This window comes from Hyphomonas sp. UBA3195 (assembly GCF_002366485.1).
Taxonomy (GTDB): Bacteria; Pseudomonadota; Alphaproteobacteria; order Caulobacterales; family Hyphomonadaceae; genus Hyphomonas.
The window spans coordinates 56,470-73,412 of record NZ_DEXB01000040.1; the positions used below are offsets into that span (position 1 = coordinate 56,470).

Here is a 16,943-nt window from a genome sequence, read left to right on the forward strand (position 1 = left end):
TTTGTCTCGCGTTGTCTTCCCGCATGGTCGGCGATCTGGAAGACGATGGCTGGGGTGCCAGGATTCGAACCTGGGAATGCCGATACCAAAAACCGGTGCCTTACCACTTGGCGACACCCCAATGAAGGCGCCGAGATAGCCACTCTTGCCGTTGCTGGCAACACCCGATCTCATCCTTAGCAGCGGATTTGTGCAGGGAACGCGATGATCGGCGATAATTTCACAGGTGCTGAAATGCTCGCCTTTACTTTTTATCGATAATCGGCAATATCGTTTTACAGAAAGACACGACTCCCAGACCGTGTGCATGGAGACCGTTCATACATGAAGACCTTTTTCCTTTCCATGGCAGGCGCTCTTGCCGCCATGTTCATTTTCATCTTCCTGATGTTTTCTTTTCTTATGTTGCTCATTGTTGGGGCATCAAGCTCAAAACCTGAGCGCCCGGACGCAGTTGTCCTGTCCCTCGACCTGAACTCGGAAATTTCCGACCAGGCGCCAACAGGCGGTTTTGCTGCCTTGTCCGGTACGCCCGGTTTCATCGATCTGCTGACCAAGTTGAAAGCGGCCGAAACCGATGATCATGTAAAAGGTCTGTTCATCCGAGGTGCATTCATCGGGACTGGCAGCGCACGCGCCGAAGAGTTGCGCCAGGCGATCCAGAGTTTTCGCGATCAGGGCAAGTTCGTCATCGCCCACTCACAGGGCACCCTGGGCGTCAGCGGTCCGTCGGCCTATTGGTCGATCTCCGCAGCCGATGAAATCTGGATGCAACCGGGTTCCGACCTGGTCGTCCCTGGGCTGACGTTCGAAACGGAGTTCTTCAAGGGGCTGTTCGACAAGATCGGCGTGACACCTGAAATCTATCCGTTCTACGAATACAAGAACGCCCCGAACTCCTACAACAAGACCGAGTATACCGAGCCGCACAAGCTTGCGCTGGCCACTCTGGCTGAGTCGGTCTGGACCGTCGCCTTGGGCGACATCGCAGCAGACCGCGCACTGAATGCTGCCAGTGTCCGAACGGCTCTTGAGAGCGGACCAATCCCAGCGGAGAAAGCCATCGAACTGAAGCTGCTGGATAAGACAGGCTATCCGGAACAAGCCTCCGAAGCCGCCCTGGAAAAAGCGGGCGATGATGCTGAACTCGTCGACCTTGCCTATTATGCAGCACCCGCCCCGAGCTTGCGGGCACCACAAATCGCCATCGTTGGTGGTGAAGGCGCTGTTGTCACAGGCGGCGGAGATGGCAACTCGCCCTTCTCCTCCCCGCCCGGTTTTGCTTCGGACAATATCGCTCGAGCCATCCTCGACGCTGGCAAGAATGAAAAGATCAAAGCCATCGTCTTCCGTGTCGACAGCCCAGGGGGATCCCCCGTCGCAGCGGACCAGATCTGGAATGCCATTGAGCGGGTTCAGGCTGATGGGAAGCCTGTGATCGTATCAATGGGCTCGCTTGCTGCTTCCGGCGGATACTATGTGTCCGCAGGGGCCGACTACATCATTGCCAATCGTGCAACCATCACCGGCTCGATCGGCATTTATGGTGGCAAGTTCGCAATCGAGGGCGGACTGAACAAACTTGGAATCACCTTTGACCGCGTGAGTGTCGGAGGTGAGTTTGCGGATGCCTACGGAGCTGACACGTTCACCGAAACTCAGGAAGCCGCCGTCAAGGACATGCTGAAACGCGGCTATGATCGGTTCCTCGGCATCGTCGCCGACGGTCGTGGCATGACGTATGATGAAGTGCACGAAGTTGCCCGTGGTCGAATTTGGAGCGGCGAAGATGCGCTTGAAGTGGGCCTGGTTGATGAGTTGGGCACGTTCATCGACGCCATCGAAAAAGCCAAAGAGCTCGCTGACATCGAAGCTGACGTCACACCGCGCCTCGTCTATTACCCTCATCGTCCGACAGGGCTTGAAGCCCTTGAAAGCCTGTTCGGCGTGTCGGCTGAAGGTGCCGAAGCCGCGATCATGCTGAACCGCCTTGCCGACGACAAGAACGTTCAGTCCTTGCTAGAGCAGCTCGCCGCAGCAGAAGCGGTGAACTCCGGTCAGACGCAGGCTGTTATACCGCGCTTCCGCGAGAGGTAACGCGACGACCATTTAAAATGAGCAAGGCCCTTCGGAAACGGAGGGCCTTTTTCGTGGCCAGCTAATCAGGAAGACTCAGTCCTATCTGCATCGCCATTTTCACGAAACTTTCGGGCGGCGGCGCAGAGAATAATTTTCTTGTTCCATCCGGAAGCCCAATCTCGAGCGACTGCGCATGCAGCATCAGACGCTCCGCTGACTGCGCGCCTGTTCCGTACAAGTGGTCGCCAAGGATCGGACATCCCGCGCCCAGCAAGTGTGCACGGATCTGGTGCATCCGGCCCGTTTCAGGTTTCAATTCGAATAGCGCGTAATCGCCGTGGCGAGCCCGGATGCGCCAGCCCGTCAGCGCCTTTTGAGCACCCTTTCGCTCAGCTTTAGCAATCAGCATGCGAGGACGCCCCCCCTCCTCGACCTTCACCAAAGGCTGGTCAAACACCCCTTCGACATCAACGGGCAGTTTCCCAGATACAATGGCCAGATACGTTTTCGTGGCTTGGCGAGCGGCAAACTCTTCAGAAAGAAATGCAGCAGCCGGCTTGGTTCGCGCAACAATGACCACGCCCGAAGTTCCCCGATCAAGACGGTGCACGAGCCGCGGCTTCTTCCCATTCGATTTGGCAAACGCGATGAGCAGGTCATCAAGTGATCGGGAGATGCCACCCCCGCCCTGAACTGCCAGACCCGATGGCTTGTCGAACACAATTACCTGACTGTCCTCGAATATGACGAGGCTCTCAGCATATGCTCGATCTTCAACGCTGATATTGGGGAGCGACCGGTTCTTCATGGGCTATCGACGATTTCGATCCCTGATTTCTGCAACAAACCTCATGCGTTCCATCACGGCTCGTTCGCGCCCATGGCCTTTTGGTTCATAGAAAACCGGCCGGGGCATTTCATCCGGGAAGTAATTCTGTCCGGAGACACCCTCTTCCGTATCATGATCATAAATATAGCCATCGCCATATCCCTGATCCTTCATCATGCTAGTCGGCGCATTCAAAATGGCCTTGGGTGGCATGAGGCTTCCGGTCTCTCTGGCGGCGGCGCGCGCCTTCTTCAGCGCCATATAGGCTGCATTAGACTTCGGCGCTGTGGCGAGGTGCACCACGCAATGCGCCAAGGGGATTAATCCCTCCGGCTCACCCAGACGCTCGAATGCACGCGCCGCCTCACCAGCCACCATCATGGCAGTCGGATCAGCAAGTCCGATATCCTCGCTGGCCATCACGACCAGACGGCGCGCAAGGAAACGCGGATCTTCGCCACCTTCCAGCATGCGTGCAAACCAGTACATCGCGGCATCTGGATCTGATCCGCGCACAGATTTGTGAAGCGCAGAGATAAGATTGTAGTGTCCCTCGCCGGACTTGTCATAGGCCGGCGCACGCTTCTGAAGCGCGGCCGACATTGCCGCGACCGTCAGCGGCTCGCCCTTACCGGCAAAAGTATAGACTTGTTCCACGAGGTTCAGCAGGTATCGCCCGTCGCCATCGGCCATATCGATTAGCGCGTCGCGCGCTGCAGGCTCCACCGGAAGCTTCTGCTCCTCCATGGCCTCGGCGCGATCAATCAAGAGACTGAGACCTTTCTCGTCCAGGCGTTTGAGCACCATGACCTGACAGCGCGACAGGAGCGCACCATTGATTTCAAAGCTCGGATTCTCGGTGGTCGCCCCGACCAATGTCACGACGCCCCCTTCGACAAAAGGTAGGAAGCCGTCCTGCTGGGCTTTGTTGAACCTGTGAATTTCGTCAACGAACAGCAAGGTTCCCTTCCCGGTCGAACGCCGTGCTTCCGCGCGCTCAAAGGCGGCCCGCAGATCTTTCACGCCGGAAAAAATGGCGCTGATTGCCTCGAATTCCAAATCAGTTTCGCTGGCGAGCAACCGCGCAATGGTCGTCTTGCCGACGCCAGGTGGCCCCCAGAATATGATGGACGATAACCGGCCAGCCTCCAGCATGCGCCGCAAGGGTCCGTCAGGCCCAAGCAGGTGATCCTGCCCGACCACGTCGGACAAGGTTTGCGGACGCAATCTGTCAGCCAGCGGCTGAGGCGCACCTTCCGAAAGGCCCGAGGCAGAGAATAGGTCGTTCATGAGCCCGTTCTAGGCGCGATTGCAGAGCGTGATAAGGTGCCAAGTGGAGGAGACACAAAATGACACTCGAGATCACACCATCCGGGCAGGCATGCGGCGCTGAGATTCGCGGCGTTGACCTGTCTGCTCCCCTGCCTGCCGAGATCGTTGCAGGTATTCGCGCGGCGTGGCTTGAACATCAGGTTCTCTCCTTTCCGGACCAATCAATGAGCGACGCAGACCTGGAACGCTTCACATTGTATTTTGGTCCCTTTGGAGAGGACCCATTCATTGCATCGATCCCCGGTCATCAGCACATAATCGCGGTTCAGCGCGCGGCCGACGAAACGGCACCGATCTTCGCAGAAAGCTGGCACACTGATTGGAGCTTTCAGGCCGCTCCGCCAAGCGGCACCTGTTTGTTCGGCATTACCATTCCGCCGCGGGGTGGCGACACGCTATTCGCCAATCAATATCTGGCGCTGGAGCAGATGCCTACGGAACTGCGTGAAAGGCTGGACGGCAAGAAAGCCATTCATTCCGCCAAGAACGCTTACGCCCCAGACGGCATGTATGGAGAGGCAGACAAAGCGAGCGGGCGCAGCATGACCATCATCGCATCCACTGAGGCACAGGCGTCTCAAATACACGATATTATTAGAGAGCATCCTGAAACAGGTCGAGAGAGCGTCTTTGGCACGGCGGGCTATATTACAGGGTTCGAGGGCATGGCGCCCGACGAAGGTTGGGAATTGCTCGCTGAACTGTATCGCTGGCAAACCCGACCGGAATTTCAGTATCGGCATGTCTGGCAGGAAAACATGCTGGTGATGTGGGACAATCGCTGCCTGTTGCATATGGCAACCGGGGGCTATCCAGGACATGCGCGTCTGTTGCACCGCACAACAATTGGCGCGGCCTGATAGCTAGCCCACTGCCGGTTTCGCACGTACTGTGAAAAGAAAAACCGGGAGGAAAGCATGGCCGATACAGAGTATGAGGCGGAAGGCACAATTCCAGATCCCTGGAGCCTGCCGCTCGAAACCTTTGATGTCTCAAAGGCAGAGATATTCCTGAACAATAAGCAGGGGGAGTATTTCCGGCGACTGCGCAAGGAAGCGCCAGTCCATTATTGCCCGGAAAGCTCTGTCGGCGCGTATTGGTCCGTCACGAAGTATCATGACATCATCGCGGTCGATTCGAATCACAAGACGTTTTCGTCTGAACCCAGCATCGTGATTGGCGACCCGAGCGATAATTTCCAGCCGCCCATGTTTATCGCTATGGACCCGCCAATTCATGACATCCAGCGCAAGGTGGCCCAGCCAGCTGTCGCACCGACCCAGCTCTCAGAACTCGAAGACCTGATCCGCCAACGTGTGTGCACGATCCTGGATAGCCTTCCTGTTGGCAAGGAATTCGACTGGGTAGAAAAAGTGTCAATCGAACTGACCACCCAAATGCTGGCGACATTGTTCGACTTTCCCTTCGAGGACCGCCACAAGCTGCCATTCTGGTCGGATGTTGCCACAACAAGCGATGCGGTCGGCATTGTCGGCACCGACATGGAGTGGCGCATGAAGCATTTGAATGAATGCGTAGCCTATTTCACCGAGCTCTGGCGCGAACGGGCGGCACAGCCGCGCAAATTCGATTTCATATCGCTGCTCGCCCATAGCGAAGACACAAAGAACATGGTCGACAATCCGATTGAGCTGCTCGGCAATTTGATGTTGCTCATCGTCGGTGGAAACGACACGACCCGGAATTCCATTTCTGGCGGCGTCTATTTCCTGAACCAGTTTCCTGACGAGTACGACAAGCTTCGAGCCGATCCGTCCCTGATCCCGAATATGGTTTCGGAAATCATCCGGTACCAGACGCCGTTGGCACACATGCGACGCATTGCAACCGAAGACACTGAACTTGGCGGCCAGAAGATACGCAAGGGCGACAAGGTCGTCATGTGGTATGCGTCAGGCAATCGCGATGAAGATGTCATCGATGATCCCGATGATTTCCGCATCGACCGAGACAATGCGCGGCGACACCTGTCTTTTGGTTTCGGCATCCATCGCTGCATGGGGAATCGCGTTGCGGAGATGCAATTGCGCATTCTGTGGGAAGAAATCATGAACCGGTTCGAGCGGGTCGAAGTAACGGGCGAACCCACGCGGGTCCTCTCCAATTTTGTGCTCGGCTATGAGAAACTTCCGGTTATTCTTCACGCGAGAAAAGACAGCTAAACGCTCAGGTTTTGGCCGGAATGCCCTACAAACATGCCTTGCGCCCCGGAGTTCAAATACCGTCGGTACGGGTAATCGACTCGTGGCGCAATTCATGCATTAAGATCGGCAAAGGCGCAGAATGCGTGGGTTTCCAAGGGTATATTTGTCATGTTTTCAAATCCGAAAAACGGACCGGTTCTGGTTCTGGAACTGAATGAACTCTGCCCCCCCATCATTGATCGCATGATGGATGATGGCGAGCTTCCGAACTTCCGTAAGCTCCACAAGAGTTCAGACGTCTATGTTACCCATACCGACGACCCGACTTTGGAGCCTTGGGTACAATGGCCTACTTTCCACACGGGGCAGACGGAACACGTACACGGCGCTACAGAACTCGACGAAGGGCACCTGATCAAGACGCCCCGCATTTGGGACGCGCTGGCAGAAGACGGCATCGACAGCATCGTTTTCGGGTCGATGAATGCCGACACGGCCCACAAGGACACAGTGTTCCTCGTTCCTGACCCCTGGTCTGCGGGCGTGCGCCCAAGCGATCCGGCCTATGAAGCCTTTCACAAATTCATCAGCTTCCATGTGGCTGAACACACCAATCCGAATGCCAAACCCACCCGTGCTGACGCGCTCAATTTTGTGAAATTCATGCTGGGCCACGGCCTTTCACTCCAGACGATCACGAAGGCGATGAACCAGATCGCTGGTGAGAAGACATCTTCCGCCGACCGCAAATGGCGACGCGCGCTCGTGCTCGATCTGCTGATGTGGGACGTGTTTGCAAACACATGGTCGAAGCGCCGACCGCAATTCGCGACATATTTCGCCAATTCCACCGCCTATCTCCAGCACCGGTATTGGCGGCATATGCAACCGGACGTCTACCAGGTGAAACCTTCTGACGAGGAAATGCTCAATTACGGCAACGCGATCGAGGATTCGTATCGTCACATGGATGTGATTATCGGCAAGGCGTTCGACATGGTCGGGCCGACTGGCCGGATCGTCCTGGCCACTGCGCTCAGCCAGGAAGCAAACACACGCTACGAACATATTGGTGGGAAATTTGTCTATCGCCCCCACAATTTCAAAGACCTGTTTGCTTGGGCGGGTGGCCCGCAACCGGTCAGCTTCGAACCGGTCATGACCCATCAGGCTTGGGCAACGTTCGCCTCCGAGGAAGAGGCAGCTGAAGCAGAAGCAACGCTCGACGCCCTACAGTCGAATGGCAAAACGATCATGGAATGGCGGCGAGCAGCCAACCGGATCATGTTCTGGTCCGGGCTGATTTCAAAGACTGACCCAGGTTTCGAGATAACCAACGCCAAAACCGGTGAGCGTAAAGCCTTTGACGAACTCTTCATGCTGGTTGGTCAGGTCAACAATTCCCAGCACAGCCGCGATGGGGCTTTCTGGGTGCAAACCGCCGATGGAAGCGCCATCCGTCATGCCGACAGGCTACCGCTTGAGGATGCCTATGGCATCATGATGGACATGTTCGAGGGGTCCGCGAGCGCTGCATCGCAAGTTGCCGCGGAATAGCCAGGCCGCCTAGAGCCGGACCGTTCCTCTCACCACACGACCATTCCGTTCGATCTCAATATCCCAGCTGCTCGCATCCTTTGCGAGCGCAGATTTGAGCTCGTCTACGGTCTTTGTCTGCGCACCATTCACCGAGCGGACGATATCCCCTGGTCGGAAGAAATTCCGGGCAATCGAACGCCGCATCACTGAATGTACATAGATTCCGGATCCCTTCTGGAACGGGTCGAGCCCGTTCTCCTCGGCGAGCCGGGGAGACAGCTCTACAACTCGCGCACCCGAAAAAGCCGTTCGGCCATCTAGAAGTACAATATCCGCTTCGCGAGCGCCGGGTGGCGGCTCGACCGTGACTCCGATGTTCTGCGTCTTCCCCCCCCGCAGCACGGTCAGTATCGCTTCGTCGCCGGGGCTACGAACAGCGGCCAGAAACTTCAGGCCCTTTTCGTCAAACACTTCCCGCCCATCGATGGCGGTCACGAGATCGCCTCGACGCAGACCGGAATTGTCCGCTGGGCCATCATCGTAAACTTCCGTCACCATGACTCCGACAGGGCGATCCAGTCCTTGCGCCTTGGCGATGTCGTAGCTCACAGACTGCGCGGCGAGTCCCAGCCATGGACGGACGAAAGTGCCTTCATTCATGCCGGCGTCGACAACGCGCTTCACCATCTCAGCCGGGATGGCAAAACCGATACCATTGGACCCACCGGATCGGGAGAAGATTGCAGTGTTCACACCGACTAACTCCCCCTTCGTGTTCACAAGCGCCCCGCCGGAATTGCCAGGGTTCACCGCAGCATCCGTCTGAAGAAAGAAGGCGTAGTCGGAAATGCCCACATCCGTGCGGGCCGTTGCTGAGATGATGCCGCTGGTCACCGTTTGACCAACCCCGAATGGGTTGCCGATCGCCAGCACAAGGTCGCCGACTTGGGCTGCCCGGGTATCCGCGTATGGTAGAGTGGGCAGCACAGCGCCTTCAGTGTCGATTTTGAGGACAGCCAGATCTGTCCGCTCGTCCGCAAGCACAAGTTCGGCCGGATACTCCCGGCGATCACTCAAGACGACCCGAAACGTGTCCGCACCATCTATGACGTGATTGTTGGTTACGATCACACCATCTGAACCCACGATCACGCCGGATCCCAACGAATTCTGACGGCGCTGTTTCGGGATCGCATCACCGAAGAACAATTGTTCCATGGGTGAGACCCGGTTGGCGACCATGCGCTCGGTGAAAACGTTTACCACAGCGGGCGAAGCTTCCCTGACCAGCGGCGCAAAGCTGAGATCAATCTCGGTTTGCGATTGGGGTAACCGTTGGGCGTGTGCAAAAAGTGGCAAGACCGCCACGACAAGCAGAGCCAGAACCGAAAGCCCGGCAATCGCCAGGAACTTCGAAACGTGTTTTGTCATGCGAATTGTATGGACCATGAGTATGGCTCTATTGCGGCGCGAAGCGGGACGCAATTCCTTCAATCATGACAAATCAGTGAGTTTTTTCAGGGGGTTGGGTCTGTGTCGTCTCTCGCAGCGAGCGCCGCGAGATTGGCTTCATGACTTTCCCGGCTGATTCGATAGAAGCTGATGCACAGGATCATGAGCATCCAGATCACGAGCAACGAGGCTGCATACCCCCATCCGAGTTTATTCAGCGAAGTCTCGGCTACTTCCCCAGGCTGCATACCGGGACGCAGATCTGCCATCGACAACACGACCGCCGCAGTCAGTATCCCCGCACCTTGCGACAGCTTCCGAATGAAGCTGATACCTGCAAAGAATATCCCTTCCGAACGACGCCCCGTGGACAGTTCGCTTTCCTCAACAATGTCAGCAACCATCGCCGCCATGAGCATTTGCGTTGCAATGATCAGCGCCAGATCGAAAACTGTGATGAACAGTACGAGATAGTAAAGCGTATCGGAGCCATTCGGCGGCATGAAGCCGAGCAAGCGCGCGAGAACTGGCGCGGGTGCGATGGTGAATGCCAGAAGGCCGATAATGATTGAGCCGCGCTTCTTGCCCAGCGTCTTGCCAATGATGGGCGCGACCACCAACGCGATCGCTGCTGACACGAACACTCCAGCAGTAAGCCCGGCAATCTGATCAGTATCGAATTCCCAAAAGAAGCCGTTAATGTATTGGTTCAAGGCTGCAGAGATGCCGCTGGCGAACAAGCCAAATAGTGTCGCTAGAAACAATGCACGGAAAGACGGGTTTGAAACCGTTTCGAAGATTTCTCCGAATACCTTGCCCACACTGAGTTGGCGCGCAGCTGGCGCCGCCTTCAAATACGGAATGTATTTGTGTGTGCCGGCGGCACAAATCGCGATTGCGCCGACAATCGTGAGCGCTGCCCACAATCCATACGTATGCCAACCGTCGAGATTGAAGAATCCCATCTTCACGGTTTCAGTTGGCCGCAACAACATCGTCAGCAAGGCGACCTGTATCGCCAGTCCCCCGACCCACGCAAAGAAGTAGCGAAAGGACATGAGGCTGGTTCTTGCGTCATAATCCTGCGTCAGCTCCGCGGCGAGCGCGAGACTCGGCACTTCATAGAAGGTGAAACACAGCCTCACCGTGATCGTTATGACAACGAGCCATAAAAACAGTCCGTGACTATCCAAGCCCGCTGGTGGATTCCATGCGAGAAAATAAGCAACGCCCAGTGGAAGCATAGCGGCATACATGAACGGATGCCGCCGGCCGAACCGGGTGCGCACATTGTCAGACCAATAGCCGACGACGGGGTCCGATACGGCATCGACCACAAGCGCCAGGAACAATGCGCCAGCCACAAGAGAGGCTGAGATACCGAGTACCTGACTGTAGTAAAGCAACAGGAAGTACTCGAATCCGTTATTCTTCACGCCGCTGGCCGCACCGCCAATTCCATAGGCGATGCGGGTCAGCAGGCTTGGCTTACGCGCAACCGATAAGGACGCCGCCATGTCTGTCAAAGACCAAGAACCATCTTCGCCATGATGTTGCGCTGGATCTCATTCGAACCAGCGTAGATGGAGGCTTTCCGGTAATTGAAGTAGCTCGGCGCGACCGGCACCGCATATTGCGGCATCGGCAGGTCGGCATTCTTTCCAGCGCGGGCCACGGCAAAACTGTCCTGAATGAACGGAGCGGCATAAGAGCCCGTGGCTTCGAGAACAAGCTCGGTGATCGCTTGCTGAGTATGGGAGCCTTCGCACTTCAACATGGAGCTTTCCGGCCCAACCGCCTGCCCGGCCGAGAGTGCGGAGAAAATCCGCTGCTCGGTCGCGTCCAGACTATCGATCTTGATTTCCATGTTCGCCAGCTTGCGAGAGAAATCGTGATCCCGGATCAACGCCTCACCATCTGACTGTTCCACGCTCGCAATCTTGCGGGCCTTGCGCAACATGTTGCGCAGTCCGGGCGCATAAGCATTGCCCCGTTCGAACTGGAGCAGGTACTTGGCATAAGTCCAGCCCATATTCTCTTCGCCCACAAGGGCGTCGGCGACAGGCACGCGAACATCCTCGAAGAAGACCTGGTTGATTTCCTGCTGGCCTTCCAGCGGACCGTCCAGCGTCGGCAGCGCGGATATTGTGATCCCCGGCAGGGTCATTGGGAACACAATAAAGCTGATCCCTTCCTGCGTCTTGCCTTCCTTGGACGTGCGCACAAGGCAGAAGATCATGTCTGCCCATTGGGCATGCGTGGTCCAGATCTTGGAACCATTCAGCACATAATCGTCGCCATCCCTTACGGCGCTCATCTGCAACGAGGCGAGGTCGGAACCAGCGCCCGGCTCGGAATAGCCCTGACACCACCACACATCGGAACGCAGGATTGGAGGCAGGTATTTTTCCTTCTGCTCCTCGGAACCAAACTCCATCAAGACCGGCGCGACCATGGAAATGCCCATCGGACTGACGGTAGGTGTACCAGCAGCCGAAAGCTCCATGTTCAGGATGTATCGCTCAGACCCTGACAGGCCGGGACCGCCATACTTTTCGGGCCAGTTCGGCGCGACCCAGCCTTTTTCGTATAGTCGTTTCTGCCACTCGACCTGGCCCTCCTTGTCGAGATAGCCATTCTTGGACATGGCCTTTTTCGCGCGGAGTTCAGGCGTATAGGCTTCCGCAATCCAGTCCCTGACTTCTTGCTGAAATTCAAGGTCTTCCTTGGTAAACGAGAGATCCATAACCGCCCCGAACTAGTCTATGCTGTCAAAGTAGGAAATTTCCGGCGCGCCCGCGAGGCAAGCACCGAGCCCCGGCCCGGCAGCTTTGAAATACTCGGTCTGGCCGTGCGACTCCAAGTCAGCCTGACTCGCATACTGCTCCATGAAAATGTAGGTGTTAGCCTCTTTCTTGGATTTGTAGAGTTGGTAGGTCAGGCAACCAGGCTCGTTGGCCTTCACTTTTGCCATCAAATCCTTGGCCACCTGTTCGAACTGTTCGTTCTTGCCGTCCTGAATCGTCAATTTCGCGATCACACCAATCATGTCTGCTTCCTCCTATATGTTTACACTATCCATAGGAGGTTCGGGGCTGACGGCAAGATTAACGTAAGGGAGGGGAATATTTGCACATTCATCACGCTTTCAGCGGACTTGCGTCATCTCATCGTAAAAATGGAATGCTTTTTGCTCTCTAACGGACAACAAATACTTCGGGGACCCAAATGTTTGGCGATGTAATGGAACGAAACGCAGGTCGACTTGTCAGGGAAGCGCCCGCACAAACTGTGCTGGCGGTCATCCCAACGCTGAATGAAGAACGGCATATCGAAGCATGTATTCGGTCGCTGATGGACGGCGATGAACGCCTGAAGCATGTCCCCCTGACCGTGGCAGACGGCGGCAGCACTGACCAAACGGTGGCGATTGTGGAGAGCCTGAAGGGTGAGTTTCCGAATTTGCGCGTGCTTCACAATCCGAAACGCCTTCAGTCGGCTGCGCTGAACCTTGCGGCCAACCAGCATTCCAGCGAGGAGACACAATTCCTGATCCGCTGCGACGCCCACTCCATCTATCCCAAAAACTTCATCATTGACGTGGCTGACGCGCTCGAGACCACGCACGCAGCCTCGGTCGTTGTCCCGATGGACGCAGTGGGGGAAACCTGTTTCGAACGCGCGAATGCCTGGGTTGTAGATACGCCTTTGGGGTCGGGCGGCTCGGCTCATCGGGGTGGTCGCAAATCAGCCTATGTCGACCACGGGCACCATGCCGGTTTCGATCTCGCCGTGTTCAAGATGATTGGCGGATACGATGAGACCTTTTCCCACAATGAGGACGCAGAGTACGACAAGCGAGTGGTTCAGGCGGGTGGCAGGATATTCCTCGACGCCGATATTCGCATTCAGTATGTGCCGCGCGGCAGCGTAAAGGCGCTCGCTCGGCAATACTTCAATTACGGTAAGGGCCGCGCCCGCACGGCCCGGAAACACCGCCATACCCTTAAAATGCGTCAGGCCATCCCGATACTTGCCTTGCTGGCCAGTGTTTTCGGTCTCGTAGTATCGCCACTATTCTGGCCGGCACTGATCTTGCCACTCGGCTATGTCGGCGTGCTGGGGGCTGCCTCAATCGCTGTGGCAGTCTGGAAGCGCTCGACATGTGGTCTGTTTGCGGGTCTCGCATCGGGAACCATGCATATGAGCTGGGCGGCAGGTTTCTTGCGAGAGACTTTCCTCCCCAAAAGCGACAAACGCGCCCTACCTTTGGTTTTCCGGCAAAAAACACTATAAACGAGTCATTAATAGCAGAGCATCCATGCCCAAGCTGACGCAACAGATTCAGAAGTCGTTTATCGCGAGATTGGCTCAATTGACCCGCTCGACGACGTCTCTGCGTGCGCGCATGCGGCAAGGCTTCAATGCACCCGCAGACCAGGTTGAGACACCCGTTCGGCAAGAGCCGGTCGCGGTCGCGCCGCGTATTAGTCACGCTCCGGATGGCGAATGCATCTACGCGATCGGAGACATTCATGGGCGTTGCGACCTTTTGGAGCGTCTTGTAGAGCAAATCGAACAGGATTCCGAAACCTTGCCAGCGGGGACAAAGCGGACTCTGATATTTCTGGGTGACTATATTGATCGCGGTTTGCAATCGCGCGACGTGATCGACTTCCTGATCGGTGATCGTCTCAAGGAATTCCGAACCATTTTCCTGATGGGCAATCATGAAGAAGCATTGCTGCGGTTCCTGAGCGATGCTGGTTTCGGCAAACAATGGGTCCGCTACGGCGGCGGCGAAACCCTTTATTCGTATGGTTTCCAACCGCCAAATACCCGCTCCAGTCTAACCTCCCACGAAGCCATGACAGCAGCCCAGAAGGCCTGGGAAAAAGTCTGGACGGGCTTTCGGGAGAGGCTGCCCGACGAACACTTGAATTTCTACAACTCCCTTCAATCGTACCATGTTGCTGGAGACTATCTGTTTGTACATGCGGGAATGCGCCCTGACGTGCCCCTTGAACAGCAATCGGCACGGGACCTTCTATGGATCCGGGATGAATTCCTGGATGATACGAAAGAATTCGAACATATTGTGGTCCACGGACACACACCTGCAGAAGGTGTGTTCCGCGACAATCGTCGCATCGGTCTCGATACGGGCGCCTTTATTAGTGGCCGCCTGTCAGCAGCGAAACTTTTCAAGACCGATGTCAGCTTTCTGGAAACAAGTCCTGTTTAGGGATCAATTTGCAAAGCGGCGTTTGCCGCCAACAACGGAGAATATGGGGACATGATGACTCTTCGCTCAATCTGCTCAGCCTTGGTGGCTGGCGCTTTTCTGATTGTGTCTGCCTGTCAGGCTGGCACAGCAATTCAGAGATCAGACGCACCTGAGACCAGTCACGAGCAACGTACGGCTCCGGCCTATATCCTTGGCAATGGAGACCGGCTGCGTGTCACCGTGTTTGGACACCCGGACCTTTCCGGTGAATTTGATGTGGATGGCTCCGGAGCGATCTCGTTGCCCCTGGTTGGCCAGGTCGAAGCAATCGGTCTGACAACTCCAGAACTGGAAACCAAAATCGTTGAAACGCTTGACGGGGATTATATCCTGAATCCCCGCGTCAGCGCCGAAGTTATCAACTACCGCCCTTACTATATTCTCGGCGAAGTCGGCTCTCCGGGAGAATACCCCTACAATTCCGGTCTGACGGTGCTGAATGCCGTCGCTGCGGCAGGCGGTTTTACATACCGAGCCAACAAGAAGGTTGTATTCGTCAAAGGCGCTGACGCCACATCCGAAGAGACTTACACGCTGGATACCAATACGGCCGTTAAACCTGGAGATACGATCCGTATCGGGGAGCGCATCTTCTAGGCACCACAAAAACGCGAATCAACGAAAAGGCGGCCCTGAAACAGGGCCGCCTTTTTCATTCCAGACTGTGCCGCCTTGGCACGCGACTGTCCAAAAATCGATCACCGCTGACGCACGAGGCAAAAATTGCCTCGAACATGCCATTTTTGTGTACAGATTGCTCGATTATTTGCGCTTTACTTTCCCCTGTGGCGCGAAATTTGTCTCCGACCGTTAATTATTTTCATATTTCGCGGTACAGAGATTGCAAACCTCCCTGAAAGAAATAAACATCCAACGGCTCTTGCGAGTTAACCGCTCGTTAAGGTCCGCACTGGGTGAGGCAGTAAACCCGGCGCAGATGAGTAGATTCTAGGGGACGTAAAATGGGTTTGAGACTTTCAAAAGAGTCACGTGAAGTGGAGATGGCTAGGTACGCATCGCTTCGCCACAGCTCCGATACTTCGGGTGCGGAACAGATTGCCAAACGCGTCTTCGACGTTGTGGTGGCATCTTGCATTCTGCTCTTCACTGCTCCCCTGATTTTGACAATTGCCATCTTTATCCGTCTGCAAGATGGCGGCCCCGCCGTTTTCAAGCAAATGCGCCTCGGCAAAGACGGTGAACAGTTTGCTTGTTACAAGCTTCGCTCGATGGTGACGGATGCAGGAGATCGCCTGCAACAGCTGCTGGCAACAGATCCGGATGCACGTCGCGAATGGGCCGAAACGCAAAAACTGACCAATGACCCCCGTATTACGGCACTCGGCCAGTTCATCCGCAAAAGCTCGATCGACGAACTCCCACAACTGGTCAACGTCATCCGGGGCGACATGTCGCTGGTTGGGCCGCGTCCGATCGTCGAAAATGAAATCACGAAATATGGCGACCAGTACAAACACTATTGCGCGGTACGCCCTGGCCTGACTGGCCTTTGGCAGGTCCGTGGCCGCAGCGACACATCCTACGAGACCCGCGTCGCAATGGATGTTGAATACGCGCGCACCAGAACCTTTCTGACCGATGTGAAAATTCTTCTGCTTACCGTGCCGGCCGTGGTGAATTCCAAGGGTGCCCGTTGACCCTGACGCGATAGGTGTCGAGGTTGGAAAACCCGGTTCAAACAGTCATGGCAATTTACCCCCCGGCCGCTGCCCAGTCTCGTGAGACTAGAATGATGTGGCAAGCAAACCGGTTCCGATTTACTATAGGCCAGCATTCATGCTTGAGCCGGATCAAGACAGTTTAGTTGAGAGCGTACCATCATGGCCGATATCGTAGTCGGGACAACAGAAGCCGAGACATTGACGCTCGCAGGTGATTATCTGGTCGAGGACAATTCCAACGCTTCGGGCGGACAGACCATCAAGTCGACCGGCACTGGCACCGCGACAGGTGCCTTCACCGGCGAAGACGGCACCTACGAATTTGCCGTCAACTTCTTCAACGAAAACGATGGTGCATCGGAATATGTCGTTTACGTCAACGGCATCGAGGTCGAGACATGGACCGGCGCAGGTGGCTCCAGTGGATGGGTCATCGACACGCACGCCTTCCAGTTGGATTTGAATACGGGCGATGTCATCTCCATTGAAGGCTCAAAGAATGCTGGCGAATTTGCGCGCATCGACACGATCACCGTGACCGATGCGTCGCTCTTACCGCCACCTCCTCCGCCTCCACC

The 16,943-nt window shown here is 56.0% G+C and carries 15 protein-coding genes and 1 tRNA gene; 9 read left to right on the plus strand and 7 right to left on the minus strand.

Annotation, left to right across the window (positions count from 1 at the left end; translation table 11 throughout):
* Positions 1 to 46: 46 nt before the first annotated feature.
* Positions 47 to 121 (minus strand) — tRNA-Gln (locus B2344_RS12350).
* A gap of 203 nt (positions 122 to 324) precedes the next feature.
* On the opposite strand from B2344_RS12350, the gene sppA reads away from it, so the two are divergent.
* A complete protein-coding gene (sppA, locus tag B2344_RS12355; protein WP_290483826.1) occupies positions 325 to 2,097 on the plus strand; it encodes a signal peptide peptidase SppA in 1,773 nt (590 codons plus the stop codon).
* Positions 2,098 to 2,158: 61 nt separating this feature from the next.
* Here the strand turns inward: sppA and B2344_RS12360 are convergent, their stop codons facing one another.
* Both B2344_RS12360 and B2344_RS12365 read right to left on the minus strand, forming a co-directional pair.
* Positions 2,159 to 2,887, minus strand: coding sequence for an RluA family pseudouridine synthase (locus B2344_RS12360; protein ID WP_290483825.1), 729 nt, complete (start codon positions 2,885 to 2,887; stop codon positions 2,159 to 2,161).
* 3 nt (positions 2,888 to 2,890) lie between these two features.
* Positions 2,891 to 4,198, minus strand: a complete 1,308-nt coding sequence (locus tag B2344_RS12365) for a replication-associated recombination protein A (protein ID WP_206990684.1) — start codon at positions 4,196 to 4,198, stop codon at positions 2,891 to 2,893.
* Between the two features lie 59 nt (positions 4,199 to 4,257).
* Between B2344_RS12365 and B2344_RS12370 the strand changes: the two genes are divergently transcribed.
* From B2344_RS12370 to B2344_RS12380, 3 genes are all read left to right on the plus strand, one after another.
* Positions 4,258 to 5,100 carry a TauD/TfdA dioxygenase family protein gene (locus B2344_RS12370; RefSeq protein WP_290485321.1) on the plus strand — a complete coding sequence of 281 codons (843 nt, stop codon included), beginning with the start codon at positions 4,258 to 4,260 and terminating at the stop codon, positions 5,098 to 5,100.
* 57 nt (positions 5,101 to 5,157) lie between these two features.
* The gene (locus B2344_RS12375; protein WP_290483822.1) at positions 5,158 to 6,423 is read left to right on the plus strand and encodes a cytochrome P450; all 1,266 of its coding nucleotides are present in this window, start codon (positions 5,158 to 5,160) and stop codon (positions 6,421 to 6,423) included.
* A gap of 150 nt (positions 6,424 to 6,573) precedes the next feature.
* Positions 6,574 to 7,962 (plus strand): alkaline phosphatase family protein, encoded by a 1,389-nt coding sequence (locus B2344_RS12380; RefSeq protein WP_290485322.1) that lies wholly within the window; start codon positions 6,574 to 6,576, stop codon positions 7,960 to 7,962.
* A 9-nt stretch (positions 7,963 to 7,971) separates the two neighbouring features.
* Here B2344_RS12380 and B2344_RS12385 read toward each other — a convergent pair whose 3' ends face one another.
* From B2344_RS12385 to B2344_RS12400, 4 genes are all read right to left on the minus strand, one after another.
* A complete protein-coding gene (locus B2344_RS12385) occupies positions 7,972 to 9,375 on the minus strand; it encodes a Do family serine endopeptidase (protein WP_034815804.1) in 1,404 nt (467 codons plus the stop codon).
* An 86-nt stretch (positions 9,376 to 9,461) separates the two neighbouring features.
* Positions 9,462 to 10,913, minus strand: coding sequence for an MFS transporter (locus B2344_RS12390; protein ID WP_290479596.1), 1,452 nt, complete (start codon positions 10,911 to 10,913; stop codon positions 9,462 to 9,464).
* Between the two features lie 5 nt (positions 10,914 to 10,918).
* Complete coding sequence (locus tag B2344_RS12395; protein ID WP_206990689.1) at positions 10,919 to 12,142, minus strand: acyl-CoA dehydrogenase family protein; 1,224 nt, start codon at positions 12,140 to 12,142, stop codon at positions 10,919 to 10,921.
* Positions 12,143 to 12,154: 12 nt separating this feature from the next.
* The gene (locus tag B2344_RS12400) at positions 12,155 to 12,445 is read right to left on the minus strand and encodes a putative quinol monooxygenase (RefSeq protein ID WP_206990690.1); all 291 of its coding nucleotides are present in this window, start codon (positions 12,443 to 12,445) and stop codon (positions 12,155 to 12,157) included.
* Positions 12,446 to 12,624: 179 nt separating this feature from the next.
* Here B2344_RS12400 and B2344_RS12405 point away from each other — a divergent pair, with 179 nt between their 5' ends.
* The 5 genes from B2344_RS12405 to B2344_RS12425 all read left to right on the plus strand — a co-directional run.
* Complete coding sequence (locus tag B2344_RS12405; protein WP_242517319.1) at positions 12,625 to 13,692, plus strand: glycosyltransferase family 2 protein; 1,068 nt, start codon at positions 12,625 to 12,627, stop codon at positions 13,690 to 13,692.
* A gap of 25 nt (positions 13,693 to 13,717) precedes the next feature.
* The gene (locus B2344_RS12410; RefSeq protein WP_206990691.1) at positions 13,718 to 14,641 is read left to right on the plus strand and encodes a metallophosphoesterase family protein; all 924 of its coding nucleotides are present in this window, start codon (positions 13,718 to 13,720) and stop codon (positions 14,639 to 14,641) included.
* Between the two features lie 51 nt (positions 14,642 to 14,692).
* The gene (locus tag B2344_RS12415) at positions 14,693 to 15,280 is read left to right on the plus strand and encodes a polysaccharide biosynthesis/export family protein (protein WP_206990692.1); all 588 of its coding nucleotides are present in this window, start codon (positions 14,693 to 14,695) and stop codon (positions 15,278 to 15,280) included.
* A 365-nt stretch (positions 15,281 to 15,645) separates the two neighbouring features.
* Positions 15,646 to 16,341, plus strand: a complete 696-nt coding sequence (locus B2344_RS12420; protein ID WP_242517320.1) for a sugar transferase — start codon at positions 15,646 to 15,648, stop codon at positions 16,339 to 16,341.
* A 183-nt stretch (positions 16,342 to 16,524) separates the two neighbouring features.
* Positions 16,525 to 16,943: hypothetical protein (locus B2344_RS12425; protein ID WP_290485323.1), on the plus strand; the 419-nt coding region annotated here is incomplete at its 3' end.